Consider the following 15,717-nt stretch of genomic DNA (forward strand, 5'->3'; position numbering starts at 1 on the left):
CCAGAACGAAGGAAGTGGGGGTTCACCACTTGGTGGGGTGGGTGCCGACGCGGTCGAACCTGGGGCCGAGGATGACGCCGAGCTGACGTTCCTCGCCGTCGGCGAGTGCGATGCCGGGGCGACCGTGGGCGAAACGGAAGTTGTCGAACACGGCGATCTCGCCGGGTCGCCAGTCGACCTTGATCCCGAAGCGGTCGTACTGACGCACCATCAGCTGGAGTTCGTCGCGGCTGAACTCGGTGTCGTCACCAAAGGTCATGTGCAACGGACGCTCGTGGTGGGGCAGGTGCATGACCAGCGGCCAGGTGTCGAACCACATGCCGTGGTCCGCGACCGAGCAGTAGAAGAGGTTCCGATCCGTCACCGGGTCGTACTCGAAGGCCTCGCAGTAGTAGCGCGTCCTGAGCAGGCGGTCGGGCCCCCACTCGGTGACGAGGCCACGTTCCTGTGCGTAGGCCTCGGCCTCGGCGGGATCGTCGGTGCCCATCGAGAGCTGCCAATGGTTGTACACGCCGACCTCGAGTTTGTCGGCGAAGGCCTCGCGGTCGGTCAGGTTGCGGTGGTAGCAGACGCCGAGTTCGCGCAGCTTCTGACCCAGCTCGGTGGCCAACATGAAGTCGGTGCTGGCGAGCCCGTCGGAGAAGTAGGTCGCCCCGCGGTCCGGCAGCGCCTTCTTGCACAGGAAGGCGAGCGCCCGCGTGCTCTTCGACACGTAGGCCATCTCGTGGTGATAGTGGAGATGGGCCGACAGCGGCGCACCGACCTCGAAGACGTTGGCTTCCAGCGGCTCGCGTGGGTTGCTCCCGCCCTCGTACTGCATCTCGCCGGGCAGGCAGTGCCGGGCGAGCGTCCGCATGTCCGCGAGCTCGGTGAGGCCGGTGTTGCGGACGTGGACGAGGCCGACGTCGTCGTAGACGCGACGCATCTCGGCGGCGAGGGCGCCGGCCGGGTCGAGGTCGGCGCGGCCGCCGGCGTCGACCTCGTAGCGGTCGGCTGCGATCGCGGGCGTGCCGTTCCACCACTCGGGCAGGATGAGGTCGTCGAGACGTCGATCGAGTTCCGGTGGTGCCTGCAGGAAGTCGATCGAACCCGCTGCTGTGTTCATGTGCCTGCTCCGCATTCCGCTCGGTGGGCAAATCCCGATGAGACGGACCCGACTGGTCAATCCCGACGTATGTGGTCAGGAATCGTACCTCACACTTAGCCGAATGCCCACCGCGAATTTCCTCACTGCCAGTTCGCCCTCGTCGCGCCCGCCCGACAGACTGCGAGGTATGAGCGAGACGCATCACATCGTCATCAGCGCCGACACCCATTGCGGCGCCGATCTCCTCGACTATCGGCCCTACCTCGAGTCGAAGTACCACGAGGAGTTCGACAGCTGGGCCGCCTACATGCAGCAGGAAGCCGAGGAACGCAAGAAGATGTTCGCCGGCATGGAACGCACGCCGCTCGAGGTCGGCGTCGACGGCGATCCCGACGTCTTCGGCTACCGCAACCACTCGTCCGAGCAGCGCCTGCGCGAGCAGGAGGAGGACGGCGTCGTCGCGGCCGTGCTCTTCCCGAACACCACGCCGCCGTTCGCGCCCCCCGCCTCGTCGTCGTTCGAAGCGCCGCCCTACTCCGACAACTTCGAACACCGCTGGGCCGGGCTGCGGGCCCACAACCGCTGGCTCGCCGACTTCGTCAGCCAAGCGCCCGAACGCCGCGCCGGCATCTTCCAGATCTTCCTCGGCGACGTCGAGGGTTCCGTCAAGGAGATCGAGTGGGCGGCCGAACAGGGCCTGCGGGGCGGCGTCCTCGTGCCCGGCGCCCCGCCGGACTCCCCGTTCGAGCCGCTGTACGCCGCGTCGTACGAGCCGATCTGGGCGGCCGCCGCGGCGCACGGCATGCCGCTCAACCACCACGCCGGCGGCGCCACGCCGAACTTCGGCAACCACTTCCCGTCGTCGCTCGCCATGTTCATGCTCGAGGTGCAGTGGTGGACCCAGCGGGCCCTCTGGCACCTGATGTTCTCCGGCGTGTTCGAGCGTCACCCCGACATGCCCTACGTGATCACCGAGACCGGCACCGCGTGGGTCCCCGACACGCTGGCCAAGCTCGACAGCTTCCACCATCGGATGAAGTACTCGAAGTACGGCAGCGAATCGATCTTCGGCGGCCAGGCAGTCGCCCAGATGTCGCTCACCCCGACGGAGTACTTCGAACGTCAGTGCTACATCGGCGCATCGTTCCTGCGGCCGGCCGAGGCCGACATCGCTCGCAGCGTCGGTGTCGAGCGCGTGATGTGGGGATCGGACTATCCCCACATCGAGGGCTCGTACCCGCACACCCATGAGCACCTGCGGCTCACGTTCGCGCAGATGACGCGCCAGGAGACGACGACGATGCTCACCGACAACGCGGCGAAGGTCTACAAGTTCGACCTCGACGCGCTGCGCCCCCTCGCCGAACAGTTCTGTCCGACCAAGGAGTTCGTCGAGACGCCCATCGACTACGCCGACATCCCCGAACGGGCCAAGGGCTGCCCCGGGATGAATCCACTCAACCAGGTGAAGGAGGTCGCGTGATGAGCGACGGAACAGCCACGGATGCGATCGCCGACATTGAGATCGCCGGCACGGTCGCCGTCGTCACCGGTGGCGCGAGCGGCATCGGCAAGGGCATCGTCGGAGGCCTCCTGCGGGCCGGCTCGTCCGTCGTCATCGCCGACATCGAAAAGGACGCCATCGACGCGACCGTCGAGGAGTTCGCCGACCTCGGCGATGTGTCCGGGGTCCAGACCGACATCACCGACGAGGCGTCGGTCAAGGCGCTCGCCGACGAGACCTACGACCGCCACGGCAAGGTGAACCTGCTCTACAACAACGCCGGCGTCACATCCGGCGGCGGCGGCAAGCCCTGGCAGCAGGAGCCGAACGACTGGCGCTGGTGCTTCGGCGTCAACGTGTTCGGCACCGCCATCTGCACATCGGAGTTCGTCCCCCGCATGCTCGAAGGCGACGAACCCGGCCAGGTGGTCAACACGTCGTCGGGCGACGGGGGCTTCGCGCCCGTGCCGACGGCGTCGGTCTACGCCGCATCCAAGGCCGCTGTCAGCTGCTTCACCGAGGCGCTGCACCACAACCTCGTCATGGAGGACACGTTGCTGCGCGCGTCGGTGTTCTATCCCGCCGGCGGGCTTCAGCGAACCGGGCTGTTCACGGCCCAGCGCAACCGGCCCGAGCATCTCCAGCGGGTCGGGGCCGGCACCGGACGCAAGAGCATGACCTTCGACGAGATGAAGGCGATGCTCGAGAAGGGCGGGCGCGAGGTGGTCGAAGCGGATCTCGACGCCCAGGGCGACTTCGTGGTCAGCGAGACCGCTGCGAGGCGCTACATCATCACGCTGAACCTCGGCGACACCGTGGCGCTGCTCCATCGCCGCGCCGATGCCATCGGCGCCCTCGACGTGCCGCCCCATCACGGCATGCCCATCTGATCGGGGCCTGGTGACGGCGAGCGACGAGAACGCAGGCGAGCTCGCGGCTTACACCGCGGTGCGCCGGACGCAGGACCGCTACGCCGACATCGTGACCCGTCGGGCGTGGCCCGAGCTCCACGAGATCATGCGGGCCGACTGCGTCATCACGGTGGACCTCGTCGACCGCGCCATCGACTTCAACGGGCCCCAGGCGATCGGAGACTTCATCGCGGGGCAGCTCGAGCAATTCGACTTCTTCGAGTTCGTCATCCTCAACACGGTGATCGAGATCGACGCCACTGCCGGTCGAGCCGGCGCTCGGATGTACATGCAAGAGGCGCGCCAGGAAATCGCGACCGGGCGCCGGACGGACACCTACGGCGTGTACCACGACCGATTCGAACGCGGCGACGACGGCCGTTGGTGGTTCGCCCGGCGCCACTACCGCTCCTACGCCCGCACCACCCCGGCGGGCGACGACGCTGATCTGGTCGTCTTCGAGCTTCCGTCGTTCGACCTCGGCGCCCTCGCCCGCGGCGAGCACGGCTGACCGTCAGGACGAGCCAATCACCAATCGTGGGCGAGACCGGCGACGATCCGGGGCATCCACAGGTCGTCCATCGAGTCGCCGTCGTAGCTGTCGCTCTGCAGCACCGCGATGCTCATCAGGATCTGCACCGCCTGGCCGCGGTACGTCGCGGCGATCGCCGCCCGCAGGTCGGCGCGGTCGACGTCCACCCCTCGCTCGACCAGTGCCCGTTCGTAGCCGGCGACGAGATCGTTCGCGCTGGACAGGCGATCCTCGGAGAGGCAGCTGCTGAGCAGGTAGCCGACGTCGTAGCCGGGATGGGCGAAGGCCGCCAGCGCCCAGTCGAGCAGGACGACCTGGCCGTCGTCGCGGTAGAGGATGTTGTCCGAGCGGGGATCGCCATGGATCAGCGTGATCGGTTCGTTGACCAGGGCGACGTCGGACCCGAAACGATCCAACGCGTCGTGCAACAGCCGCTCGTGCTCGTCGGTGAACCAGTCCGACCAGCGCTCCCGCGCGAGCGGGAGGCAACGACGACGGCCGACCGTCTGGTAGAGTCGCGGCGTGCGCGTGAGGATGGTGCGGAAGACGTCGTTGCCGGCCAGCGAACGATCGTTCCAGAACGCGGCGTGGACCGACGCGAGCACGTCGAGGGCCGCGGCGAGCTGGTCGTCGTCCGGCGGATCGATGAGATCGTGCACGGTCGTGTCGCCGCCGAGATCCTCGATCAGGAGGGCGTAGCGCCGCTTGCTCGCTCGCATGAACCGGGTGACGTCCCTCGTGACCGCGAGCTGCACGGGTGCGGGCAGCGCATCGACGATGCGGGATGCCAGCGGACTGCCGGTGAACGACGAGCCTTCGTCGAACGCCCCGCCGAGGTACGTCGGCGTGGGGCACGGCATCCGGTGCGCGAACTCGCGATAGAAGCGGATCTCGCGCGCGTAGGCGTCGAAGTTCTCGAGCATGCCGCGGTTCTGGCGATCGCGGGTCGGGAACTTGGCGATCAGCGTTTCCGGCGCACCCTCCGCGCCCTCGGTCGTGAGCGTGACCCTGACCGTCTCGCCGGTGAAGCCAGTCCCGCCATCCGAGATCGACTCGATCCGGATCTCCCGCACGCGGCCGTGCGGAAGCGCACCGGCGTCTCGCATCGCGTGCGTGACCCAGTCGGGAGTGAGGTCGCCGGGAGAACCGGGAATGAAGCCGGACACGAGGGGCCAGAGTAGTGGCGCGCACCCCGAGTGCCGGAGGCACGTGTCTCATGACACACGGAGGGTGAGACCGACCTACGGTGCTCTCCGTGAGCCTCGACGAACGTCCGATCGCCGCAGACACCGTCGGCCTGCTCGAAGGGCTGACCACGACGCGAGCGATCCGCCGCTACCGCGACGAACCCATTCCGCCCGAGGTGCTGCGCGACATGCTGTTCGCCGCAACCCGCGCGCCCTCGGGTTCGAACCGTCAGAACTTCCGTTTCATCGTCCTGACCGACGGCGACATCGCCGACCGGGCGAAGGCGCTCGTGGCTCGAGCCGCCCAGACCATGTGGGACACGAAACGGCGGGACGAGGGCTACGACGAGGGGTCCGGCGCCGTCGACGACTCGCCGAAGGCCCGCATGGCACGATCCATGGCGCACTATGTCGACAACATGGCGACCGTGCCGGCGCTGGTCCTCCCTTGCCTCATCCGACACCGGCCGGCGAACGCGACCGAGGGTGCGTCCGTCTACCCGGCCTGCCAGAACCTGCTGCTCGCGGCCCGCGCCCTCGGCTACGGCGGCGTCCTCACGATCTTCCACGTGTTCGTCGAGGACGAACTGCGGGCCCTCCTCGAGCTGCCCGACGAGGTCGCGATCGCCGCGACGATCACCCTCGGCAAGCCGGCAGGCAACCACGGCCCGGTGCGGCGGGTCCCGCTCGCGGACCTCGTCTACGACGGTGTGTGGGGCGACACCGCCGACTGGGCCGTCGACCCGCCCGGCACCAGCCACACGCGTGCCGGCCCGCCGCGGCCGAGCCGCTGACTCAGCCGAACGTCTCGCCGACGAAGGCCTCCGACATCGCCCACAGGCGCGCCGCGGCATCGACGTCGACGGCATAGGGGGCCGGCGTGCTGACCGAGGCGTCCTCGCAGTACTGCCCGCCGACGTCCGCCATCTCGTCGGACACGGCGACCCACACCGATGTGGCGGCGCCCTGCTCGACCGACTTGAAGTCGGGCAGCCCGGGACCCGTCCGCTTGGAGGCCCGGTCCCGGAGCTCCGTCATGTCGTCGGGCCCCATGTGGCGCGCGAGGTCCGTCATGATCATCCCCGGATGCACGGCGTTCGCCCGTACCCCGCTCGCCGCGTGGCGGCGATCGAGTTCGACGGAGAAGAGGATGTTGGCCGTCTTGGACTGGCCGTACGCGTTGAACTTGTCGTAGGGCGTCGTCTCGAAGTTCGGGTCGTCCCAGATCACGTCGCTGGTGAAGTGACCTGCGCTCGACAGGTTCACGATGCGGCTGGGCGCGGCGGCGACGAGCGCCGGCAGGAGCCGGTTCGTCAGCACGAAGTGACCGAGATGGTTGGTGCCGAACTGGGTCTCGAATCCGTCGACCGTGGTGCCGGGCGGGGTGAACATCACACCCGCGTTGTTGATCAGGAGGTCGATGCGATCGTGGCGGGCCAACAGCGCATCGGCCCCGGCCCGGACCGTCGCGAGATCGGCGAGATCGAACGTCTGCGCCTCGAGGCTCGCGTCGGGCGCTGCCTCACGGATCGCCGCCATCGCCGCCTCGCACTTCTCGGCGGTGCGTCCGCAGACCACGACGTGGGCGCCCGTCTCGGCCAGCGCCCGGGCGGTTTCGCGTCCGAGGCCGGTCGTCGCGCCGGTGACCACCGCGGTGTGCCCGCCGAGGTCCACACCCTGGATCACGTCCTGCGTCGTTGTTTCGAAAGCCATGGGCGGAGCTTCGCACAAGTGGTCGCCCGCGCGCGCTCCGTGCGAAGTCGGGCTAGTCCTACCGAACAACGTCCGGCTAATGTCAGGCCCTCGCAGAGTGGCTGGGGGGAGTCCGGGTGAGCGACAGCGACGGAGCAACGCGGTCTGCAGCCTCCTTGACCGCGACGGTCCTGGACGAGGAGGCGGCGCGCCAGGAGGCGCAGGCCGCCCGGTCGAAGGAAGTCCTGTTCGCCGACGATCTGCTTCCCGGAGTCGGCAGCGAAGAGATGAGCCTTCGGGACGGGTTCGCCAAGGGTGGCGCCTACACCTTCGTCGTGTTGCTCCTCCTCAACTCGATGGACGAGCTCGAGGGCGCGGCGATCAACATCCTCGGCCCCGACATCGGCGAGACCTTCGGTGTCAGCGACGGCCTCATCACGTTCATCTCGGTCGCCTCGGTCGCCTTCTTCGTGCTCGGGGCCGGCCCCATGGGCTACCTCGCCGATCGCATGCGCCGCGGCCCCATCGTGGGGGTCGCCAGCGTCGCCTTCGCCGCGTTCGCCTTCCTCAGTGGTCTGGCCGTCAACGCGTTCATGTTCTTCTGGACGCGGTTCTTCACCGGCATCTCCAAGGCCAACACGATCACGGTCCATTCGACGCTCCTCGCCGACGCCTACCCGATCGCGATCCGCGGCCGCATGTATTCGATCAACGCGGCGATCGGGCGGGTGTTCAACGCCATGAGTCCGATCCTCGTCGGCGGCATCGCCGTGTGGGTCGGCGGTACCGAGGGCTGGCGCTGGGCGTACCTCCTGCTCACCCTGCCGGTGGCCGTCCTCGCCGTCCTCGCCTTCGCGATTCCCGAGCCCGAGCGGGGCCAATGGGAGAAGAAGGACGTCCTCGGTCACAGCTTCGGCGCTGACGGCGAGGAGATCCCGATCTCGATCGGCGCCGCGTTCAACCGCATCTGGCGGATCGACACGGTGCGGTCGATGACGATCGGCCTCGCCGCGATCGGTTTCGCCCTCTTCCCCGCGGGCTCGATCACGAGCTTCTTCCTCGAGGAGGAGTTCGGTCTCGACGCGCTCGAGCGGGGCTTCGCCGTCGCCCCGTCGGGTGTGCTGATCATCATCCTCTTGCCGATCATCGGGAAGCGGTTCGACCAGACGTTCCGCCAGGCGCCCGATCGGGCGCTGCGCATCATCGGCACCTTGCTCATCCCGGTTGGCATCCTCATCCCGATCCAGTTCTCGATGCCCAACGTGTGGCTCTTCATCATCTTCGCCACGCTGACGAGCACCTTCCTCGGCGCCGCGTTCTCGATGATCCAGCCGTCGATCCAGGGCGTGGTCCCCTACCGACTCCGCGGCATGGGCACGGCGATCATCACCTTCTTCATGTTCGCGATCGGCGGCATCGGCGGCGGCCTGCTGTCGGGCTTCATGCAGAACGAGTGGGGTGAGCGATTCGCCATCACCTTCCTGACGCTGATCTTCATGCCGCTCGGCGGCTGGAACATCATCAAGGGCAGCCGCGCCATCCGCCGCGACCTCTCGCTGGTCGTCGAGGAGCTCCAGGAGGAGCAGGCCTACTTCGACCTGGTCGCGGCCGGCACCGACATCCCGGTGATGCAGGTCAACCACATCGACTTCAGCTACGGCCAGGTGCAGGTGCTGTTCGACGTGTCGTTCGACGTGGCGCAGGGCGAATGTCTCGCCCTGCTCGGCACCAACGGTGCGGGCAAGTCCACGATCCTCAAGGTGATCGCGGGACTCGAGACACCCGAGCGCGGCGTCGTGAGATACCACGGTCGAACCGCCACCTTCGCGAGCCCGGAGATCCGCGGATCGCTCGGCATCCAGATGCTCCCGGGCGGCAAGGGTGTGTGGCCGAACCTCACGATCGGCGACAACCTCGACGTCGGCGCGTACAACTACCGCAAAGATCCCCAGGACGTACAGCGGCGCAAGGACCGGGTGCTCGAGATGTTCCCCGCGCTCCAGGACCGCCTCGACGAGCGGGCCGGCGACCTGTCCGGCGGTCAGCAACAGATGCTGGCCCTCGCTCGCGTCATGCTGCACGAGCCCGACCTGCTGATCATCGACGAGTTGAGCCTCGGCCTCGCTCCCACCGTCGTGCAGGACCTGCTCGGCCACATCGACACGCTGCGGGCCGCGGGCCAGACGATGATCATCGTGGAGCAGTCGCTCAACGTCGCCCTCGCGATCTCCGACCGGGCGATCTTCCTCGAGAAGGGGCAGGTCCGCTTCGAGGGGTCGGCGCAGGAGCTCACCGAACGGGACGACCTCGCGCGAGCCGTCTTCCTCGGGAAGGAAGGCGGTTGATGGAGTCCGGGCTCCTGCTCGGCGCGTGGATCACGCGCCAGATCCTGTTCTGGACGCTGGTCCAGGGCCTCGTGTTCGGCCTCCTCGCGATGGGCATCGTGCTCATCTACCGGAGCACGAGGGTCATCAACTTCGCGGTCGGCAACATGGGCCTGCCCGGCGCCACGCTGATGGCCCTGCTCGTCATCAACTGGCACTTCCCGTTCTGGCTCGCGTTCGTGATCTCGCTCACCGTCGGCGCCCTGCTCGGTCTCGTCACCGAGATCATCGTCGTCAAACGGCTGTTCCACAGACCGCGCATCGTCCTGCTCATCGCGACGGTGGCGATCGCCGACTTCTGGCGCGCCGTCGTGCTGCTCAGTTTCCCGAAGGTCGAGGGCGCGCAGACCACCTACCCCGCGGCGATCGGGCGCAACTACGAGGGAGTCGGCGGAGACTTCTCGGCTCTCGACGGGATCGGTGTCGGCACCGACGAGGGCATCCTCATCAAGGGCTCGGACATCCAGATCCTGATCGTCGTCCCGCTCATCGCCATCCTGCTCGGCCTGATGATGAGCCGCACGACGTTCGGCAAGTCCATCACCGCATCGGCCGACAACCCCGATCTCAGCCGCCTGTCGGGCGTGAACCCCCATGTCGTCTCGTCGGTCGTCTGGACGATCGGCGGCTTCCTCGCCACCCTCTCGATGATCCTGCTCAGCAGCGGCCGCGCCGCGACGGGCATCGACAACCTCGGCCCGTTCACGCTCACCAACGCGCTCGCCGCCGCCGTCATCGCGGGCATGCGCTCCTTCCCGCGCGCCATGGCCGGCGGCATCCTGATCGCCTTCGGCGACAACCTCTTCGGCTTCAACTTCACCTCCGACCCGGGGCTGTCGACCCTGCTCGTTTTCGTCGCCGTCATCGTCGCCCTCCTCTGGCAGAGCCGGAGCAACAACGACGAATCCCCGCTCAGCTTCGCCACGAAGGTGCGGCCCCTCCCCCTCCACATCGCGAAGATCTGGTGGGTGCGCTGGATGCCGCGGATCGTGCTCGGTGTCCTGCTCATCGCGGTGTGGCAGGTGTCAATCCACCACGAGACGCTCTTCGACTGGGCCGACCGCTTCCTGTGGTTCTGGGACGCCCCGCCCGAGAGGATCGTGCCGTCGAAGTGGTTCCTCTACAGCTCGGTCGTGGCGTTCGCGATCATCACCGCGTCGCTGACGGTCATCACCGGTTGGTCCGGCCAGGTCTCCCTGGCCCAGGCCGCCTACGCCGGCATCGGCGCCCTCAGTGCGGCCGCGTTCAACCGCGGCATCGAGCTCGACATCGGCTGGGGAAGCAACCGCCTGCTGGACGTGGAGTGGTCCGGCATCCCGACGTTGCCGTCGATCGTCGCCGCGGTGTTCCTCACCGCGGCCATCGCCGCCATCACCGGTATCGGCGCGCTCCGAGTGCGGGGGATCATGCTCGCGATCTCCACCTTCGCGTTCGCGATCGCGGCCGAGAAGTACATCTACCAGCGCCCGTTCTTCTCGAACGGTGACAGCTCCGTCGTGTTCGAGCGGGGCCACTTCTTCGGCATCAACCTGCGCCAGCAGGAAAACTTCTTCCGCTTCAGCCTCGTGTGTCTCGTGGTCACGATCCTCGTCATCGGTCGACTCCGCCGCAGCGGGATCGGCCGTTCGATCATCGCCGTCCGAGACAACACGGACACGGCGTCGGCCTACACGGTCTCCCCGGTGCGGATGAAACTCACGGCGTTCGCGATCGCCGGCGGCATCGCCGGACTCGGCGGCGCCCTCTTCGGCAACGCCGCCCGTCAGATCCGCTTCGGCGAGGCCCACTTCCAGATCGCGGATTCGCTCCAGGTCGTCAACATGGCGGTTATCGGCGGGCTCGGCTCCGTCATCGGGCCGGTCCTCGGTGCGTTCTGGGTCCGCGGCCTGCCGTCGTTCTTCTCCGACAACCCCATCATCAGTCTCGCCACGTCGTCCATCGGCTTCCTGGTGATGCTGATGTACTTCCCGGGCGGTTTCGTCCAGATCGCCTACAAGGTGCGCGACGGGATCGTCGAGCGGCTCGAGCGCAGCTACGGAGCGGCCGAGATCTCCAGCACGACCGCCACGCCCGACGCGATCCGCCGCGGCAGCGACGGATCCATCATCGTCGACGACACCGGACGCTCGTCGCTGCTCGACTGGCTCGTGAGCGGGATCGCGCTCGTCGCGAAGGTGATCACCTTCCTCTATGTGGCCCGGCTCGCGGTCGATCACCTCTTCGGCGACGGCACCCGCGGCATCCGCGGCTTCCCGATCGAGAGCACCTGGTTCGACTACTACCTGGTCGGGGCCGTGATCTCCGGCGTCATCGCGTTCGCCATGCTGCTGCAGCTCGCCCAGATCCGCAGCGAGCGGATCGGCGCGATCGGCACCAAGGCGGGCTACAGCTTCTATCTCGTCTTCGAGCCCTTGATCCCGTTCCTGTGGCCGCTCGTGATCGGGCGCTGGCTCCGCCGGGACCTCGCCGCCAACGACCCCCGGCCGGCGCGGGTCTACGAGAACCTGCCGCAGAACGCCGAGGGTCGCGACATCACCCTCAAGACGAGCGGCGTGACCGTCCGCTTCGGTGGCAACGTCGCGGTGAGCGACGTGAGCATCGACGTCGGCCGCGACGAGATCGTGGGGCTTATCGGCACGAACGGTGCAGGCAAGTCCACCCTGATGAACGCGATCGGCGGCTACGTCCCCGCGGAGGGCAGGGTCACCCTGCTCGGCAAGAACATCGAGTCGCTCGCGTCGCCGGTGCGTTCCTCGATGGGGCTCGGCCGCACCTTCCAGGCGGCGACGCTGTTCCCCGAGCTGACGGTGCGCGAATGCGTGCAGGTGGCGCTCGAGGCGCGGCACCCGTCGTCGTTCGCCCGCAGCGTCCTGTTCCTCGACATGGCGTCCGAACGGCGTATGCGCAGCGAGGCCGACGAGCTCATCGACTTCCTCGGTCTGGGCCGCTACGCCGACGCCTTCGTCTCGGACCTCTCGACCGGCACCCGCCGCATCGTCGAGTTGAGCGGCCTGCTCGCCCTCGACGCCGACGTCCTGTGCCTCGACGAGCCGACGGCCGGTGTCGCCCAACGCGAGACCGAGGCCTTCGGCCCGCTGATCACCGAAATCCGTCGCGAGATGGGCGCCTCGATGCTGATCATCGAGCACGACATGCCGCTCATCATGAGCATCAGCGACCGGGTGTACTGCCTGGAGGCGGGTTCGGTCATCGCCGAAGGCTCGCCGGACGCCGTGCGCAGCGATCCCCTCGTCGTGGCCAGCTATCTGGGCACCGACGAACGCGCCATCGACCGCAGCGACTCCTGAACGACGATGGCGGTCCTCGGCTCGCTCCGGTCCGTTGTCCGCTTCCGCCGCTTCGAACGCGACGGCGACCTTCGCCGCCTCCGGTCCGTCGCCGACGTGGCCGATCTGCGGCGGCTGGCCGAACGCCGCCTCCCCGGCGGCGTCTTCGACTACATCGACGGCGGAGCCGAGGACGAGCAGACGATGGCGGACAACGCCGCCGCGTACCGGCACATCGGGTTCCACCCGCGGGTCCTGCGCGACGTGAGCAATGTCGACACCTCCACCTCGCTCCTGGGCCGCGTCATGCCGATGCCGTTGGTGCTCGCCCCGACGGGGTTCACCCGCATCGCCGATCCGCAGGGCGAGCTCGCAGTCGCCCGTGCCTGCGCGCGGGTCGGCATCCCCTACACCCTGTCGACGATGGGCACTCGCTCGATCGAGGAGATGGCCGCCGCCAGCGACAGTGTGCCCTGGGCCGGCGAGGGCGAGCGGCGACTCTGGTTCCAGGTCTACGTCTGGCGCGATCGCGGACTGGTGCAGGAGATGGTCGAACGGGCCGCGGCGGCGCGCTACGAGGCGCTGGTCCTCACCGTCGACACCGCCTATCTCGGCCGGCGGGAGCGCGACGTCCGCCGAGGGATGGAGCTGCCGCCGAAGCTCGGACCGGGCACGATCGTCGATGGCCTCCGGCACCCGGGCTGGACCCGCCGGTTCCTCACGAACGAACCGATCGTGTTCGCCAACGTCGCGACCAGCACCAGGGCGCAGTCCGTCCCCGACGGCAGTTCGGCGGTCGATCTCGCGCAGCAGATCAACACCCAGTTCGACCCGTCGCTGAACTGGGACGAGATCGCGTGGCTTCGTTCGATCTGGGACGGCAAGATCGTCGTGAAAGGCATCCAGACCGTTGCCGACGCCGAGTTGTGTGTCGAACACGGCGTGGACGCGGCGTGCCTCTCGAACCACGGCGGACGCCAGCTCGACGGCTCGCCGGCGACGATCTCCCTCGTCGCTCCCACCCGCGACGCCGTCGGCGACGCGATCGAGATCATCGTGGACGGCGGTTGCCGGCGGGGCAGCGATCTGGTGAAGGCCCGGGCCCTGGGAGCCGACGCTGTCATGGCCGGTCGGCCCTACCTCTACGCCCTCGGCGCCGCGGGCGAGGCCGGCGTCGATTGGCTGCTCGACTTCTACGCGTCCGGCATGCGCCGAACGATGGCGTTGTGCGGTGAGACCGCGACGACCGGACTGTCGCCGGCGATGCTGTCCGGCGTGTGACATCACCCGGCCCCGTTCCCTACGGTGGGCCGCCGACACCCGGAGGTGACCCATGGCCCGACGATCCATCGCCGCAGCCGACATCGCAGACTACGCAACGGCGCACAGCACACCGCCGGACGACGTGCAGCGCGCCCTGCAGACCGCCACCACCGAGATCGCCGGGCCGTTCGCCGGCATGCAGATCGGCGCGGACCAGGGTGCGTTCATGTCCGTGCTGGTCTCGATCCTGCAGCCGGCCTTCGCGGTCGAGGTGGGCACGTTCACCGGCTACTCGTCGCTGGCGATCGCGAAGGCGCTCCCGCCCGGCGGGCGCCTCCTGTGCTGCGACATCAGCGAGGAGTGGACCGACGTCGCCCGGGAGCACTGGGCGAAGGCCGGGGTCGACGACCGGATCGACCTCGTGATCGCCCCCGCGGTCGAGACACTGGCCGCGCTTCCCGCCGACCAGCAGATCGACTTCGCGTTCATCGACGCGGACAAGACCGGCTACCGCAGCTACTACGAGGAGATCCTGCAGCGGCTCGCGCCGCAGGGTGTGATCCTGATCGACAACACCCTGTGGGGCGCGCAGGTCCTGGCCGATTCCGGTGCCGACGACGACGACACCGAGGCGATCCGGGCGCTGAACGACTTCCTGGTGAACGACGACCGAGTCGAGGTCGCCCAACTGACGGTGGGCGACGGCGTGACGATGGTGCGCCGCCGCTAGGCGCTAGACCGACGCCTCGTCGTCGTGGGCCTGGGCGAGGTCCGCGACGGGAATGGTGGACGGGTCCGGCGGTGGCGGGATCGGGTGCTCCCCCTGATGGCGGAACCACACGGTCTGCTGGGGGAACGGGATCTCGATGCCGGCGGCGTCGAGCGCGTTCTTCAGCCGGAGTCGCAGCTCGCGCTCCACGGCCCACTGCTGCGAGGGTTCGGTCTTCACGACGAGACGGATCGCCACGGCCGACGACCCGAGGCTCTGGACGCCCCAGACCTCGGGACGTTCCATGAGTTCGTCGCCGCCCCAGGCCGGGTCCTCCCACAGGTCGTCGGCGACCTTCTGGATGACCCCCTGGGCAAGCTCGAGGTCCGTGTCGTAGGCGACCTCGACGTCGAGAAGCGCCCGACTCCACAGCTGGCTGTAGTTGCCCACCCGACTGATCTCGCCGTTGGGGATGTGCCACACCGTGCCGTAGACGTCGCGCACGGTCGTCGACCGCAACGAGACCTTCTCGACCGTGCCGGTCGCCTCGCCGACGTCGATGATGTCGCCGACGCCGTACTGGTCCTCGATGAGCATGAAGAGGCCGGCCAGGAAGTCCTTCACGATGGACTGTGCACCGAAGCCGAGGGCGATGCCGCCGATGCCGGCGCCGGCGATCAGCGGGGCGAGGTCGATCTCGAGCTGACCGAGCACCAGCAACGCGGCGATGCTCCAGACGACCGCGACGACGATGCTCTTCAGCACGAGCCCGATCGTCTCGGCTCGGGCCTCGGCGCGCTTTCGCTCCGATTCCTCGATCAGCAGGCGACCCGGGCCTCGCTCCCGCAGCGCCTGGAACCGTTCGTCGGTCGGCGACGCCGCGATCGTGTTCACGAACCGGACGACGACCCGCTGGAGGATGCGCGAGATGATCCAGGCGGCGACGAGGACGAAGACGATCCGGATCGGTCGGTCGAGCATCCACTCGGCGGCGTTGGCGAGGAACTTGCTGTCCGTCCACTCGAACACCTGCTCGCAGGTGTAGGAGACGTCGGTGATGCCGCACGCGTCGGCGAGGGCTTCGGCATCGGTGTCCTGGACAAGCGGGATCTGGGCCATGCCGAGACGCTACGAGAGTGCCGCAATCCGTCGGTGGATCAA

The 15,717-nt window shown here is 68.3% G+C and carries 12 protein-coding genes; 8 read left to right on the forward strand and 4 right to left on the reverse strand.

Annotation, left to right across the window (positions count from 1 at the left end):
- Window positions 1-22: 22 nt before the first annotated feature.
- A complete protein-coding gene (locus R8F63_13065) occupies window positions 23-1,105 on the reverse strand; it encodes a TauD/TfdA family dioxygenase (protein ID MDW3219535.1) in 1,083 nt (360 codons plus the stop codon).
- 169 nt (window positions 1,106-1,274) lie between these two features.
- Between R8F63_13065 and R8F63_13070 the strand changes: the two genes are divergently transcribed.
- The 3 genes from R8F63_13070 to R8F63_13080 are packed head-to-tail and all read left to right on the forward strand — an operon-like array spanning window position 1,275 to window position 4,013.
- The gene (locus tag R8F63_13070) at window positions 1,275-2,570 is read left to right on the forward strand and encodes an amidohydrolase family protein (GenBank protein MDW3219536.1); all 1,296 of its coding nucleotides are present in this window, start codon (window positions 1,275-1,277) and stop codon (window positions 2,568-2,570) included.
- A complete protein-coding gene (locus R8F63_13075; GenBank protein ID MDW3219537.1) occupies window positions 2,570-3,481 on the forward strand; it encodes an SDR family NAD(P)-dependent oxidoreductase in 912 nt (303 codons plus the stop codon). Before R8F63_13070 ends, R8F63_13075 begins: the two co-directional genes overlap by 1 nt.
- Window positions 3,482-3,491: 10 nt before the next feature.
- A complete protein-coding gene (locus R8F63_13080) occupies window positions 3,492-4,013 on the forward strand; it encodes a nuclear transport factor 2 family protein (GenBank protein ID MDW3219538.1) in 522 nt (173 codons plus the stop codon).
- A gap of 17 nt (window positions 4,014-4,030) precedes the next feature.
- Here R8F63_13080 and R8F63_13085 read toward each other — a convergent pair whose 3' ends face one another.
- Window positions 4,031-5,200, reverse strand: a complete 1,170-nt coding sequence (locus tag R8F63_13085; GenBank protein MDW3219539.1) for a phosphotransferase — start codon at window positions 5,198-5,200, stop codon at window positions 4,031-4,033.
- A gap of 89 nt (window positions 5,201-5,289) precedes the next feature.
- Between R8F63_13085 and R8F63_13090 the strand changes: the two genes are divergently transcribed.
- Window positions 5,290-6,015, forward strand: coding sequence for a nitroreductase family protein (locus R8F63_13090; protein ID MDW3219540.1), 726 nt, complete (start codon window positions 5,290-5,292; stop codon window positions 6,013-6,015).
- Between the two features lies 1 nt (window position 6,016).
- Here the strand turns inward: R8F63_13090 and R8F63_13095 are convergent, their stop codons facing one another.
- Window positions 6,017-6,934, reverse strand: coding sequence for an SDR family NAD(P)-dependent oxidoreductase (locus R8F63_13095; protein MDW3219541.1), 918 nt, complete (start codon window positions 6,932-6,934; stop codon window positions 6,017-6,019).
- 155 nt (window positions 6,935-7,089) lie between these two features.
- On the opposite strand from R8F63_13095, the gene R8F63_13100 reads away from it, so the two are divergent.
- The 4 genes from R8F63_13100 to R8F63_13115 are packed head-to-tail and all read left to right on the forward strand — an operon-like array spanning window position 7,090 to window position 14,577.
- Window positions 7,090-9,258 carry an MFS transporter gene (locus tag R8F63_13100; protein ID MDW3219542.1) on the forward strand — a complete coding sequence of 723 codons (2,169 nt, stop codon included), beginning with the start codon at window positions 7,090-7,092 and terminating at the stop codon, window positions 9,256-9,258.
- The gene (locus tag R8F63_13105; protein MDW3219543.1) at window positions 9,258-12,605 is read left to right on the forward strand and encodes a branched-chain amino acid ABC transporter permease/ATP-binding protein; all 3,348 of its coding nucleotides are present in this window, start codon (window positions 9,258-9,260) and stop codon (window positions 12,603-12,605) included. Before R8F63_13100 ends, R8F63_13105 begins: the two co-directional genes overlap by 1 nt.
- Before the next feature lie 6 nt (window positions 12,606-12,611).
- Window positions 12,612-13,865 (forward strand): alpha-hydroxy acid oxidase, encoded by a 1,254-nt coding sequence (locus R8F63_13110; GenBank protein MDW3219544.1) that lies wholly within the window; start codon window positions 12,612-12,614, stop codon window positions 13,863-13,865.
- A gap of 52 nt (window positions 13,866-13,917) precedes the next feature.
- On the forward strand, window positions 13,918-14,577 hold the full coding sequence (locus tag R8F63_13115) for a class I SAM-dependent methyltransferase (GenBank protein ID MDW3219545.1): 660 nt from the start codon (window positions 13,918-13,920) through the stop codon (window positions 14,575-14,577).
- A 3-nt stretch (window positions 14,578-14,580) separates the two neighbouring features.
- Here R8F63_13115 and R8F63_13120 read toward each other — a convergent pair whose 3' ends face one another.
- Complete coding sequence (locus tag R8F63_13120; GenBank protein MDW3219546.1) at window positions 14,581-15,675, reverse strand: mechanosensitive ion channel family protein; 1,095 nt, start codon at window positions 15,673-15,675, stop codon at window positions 14,581-14,583.
- Window positions 15,676-15,717: the final 42 nt, after the last annotated feature.

Source organism: Acidimicrobiales bacterium (assembly GCA_033344915.1).
Lineage (GTDB): Bacteria > Actinomycetota > Acidimicrobiia > Acidimicrobiales > Aldehydirespiratoraceae > JAJRXC01.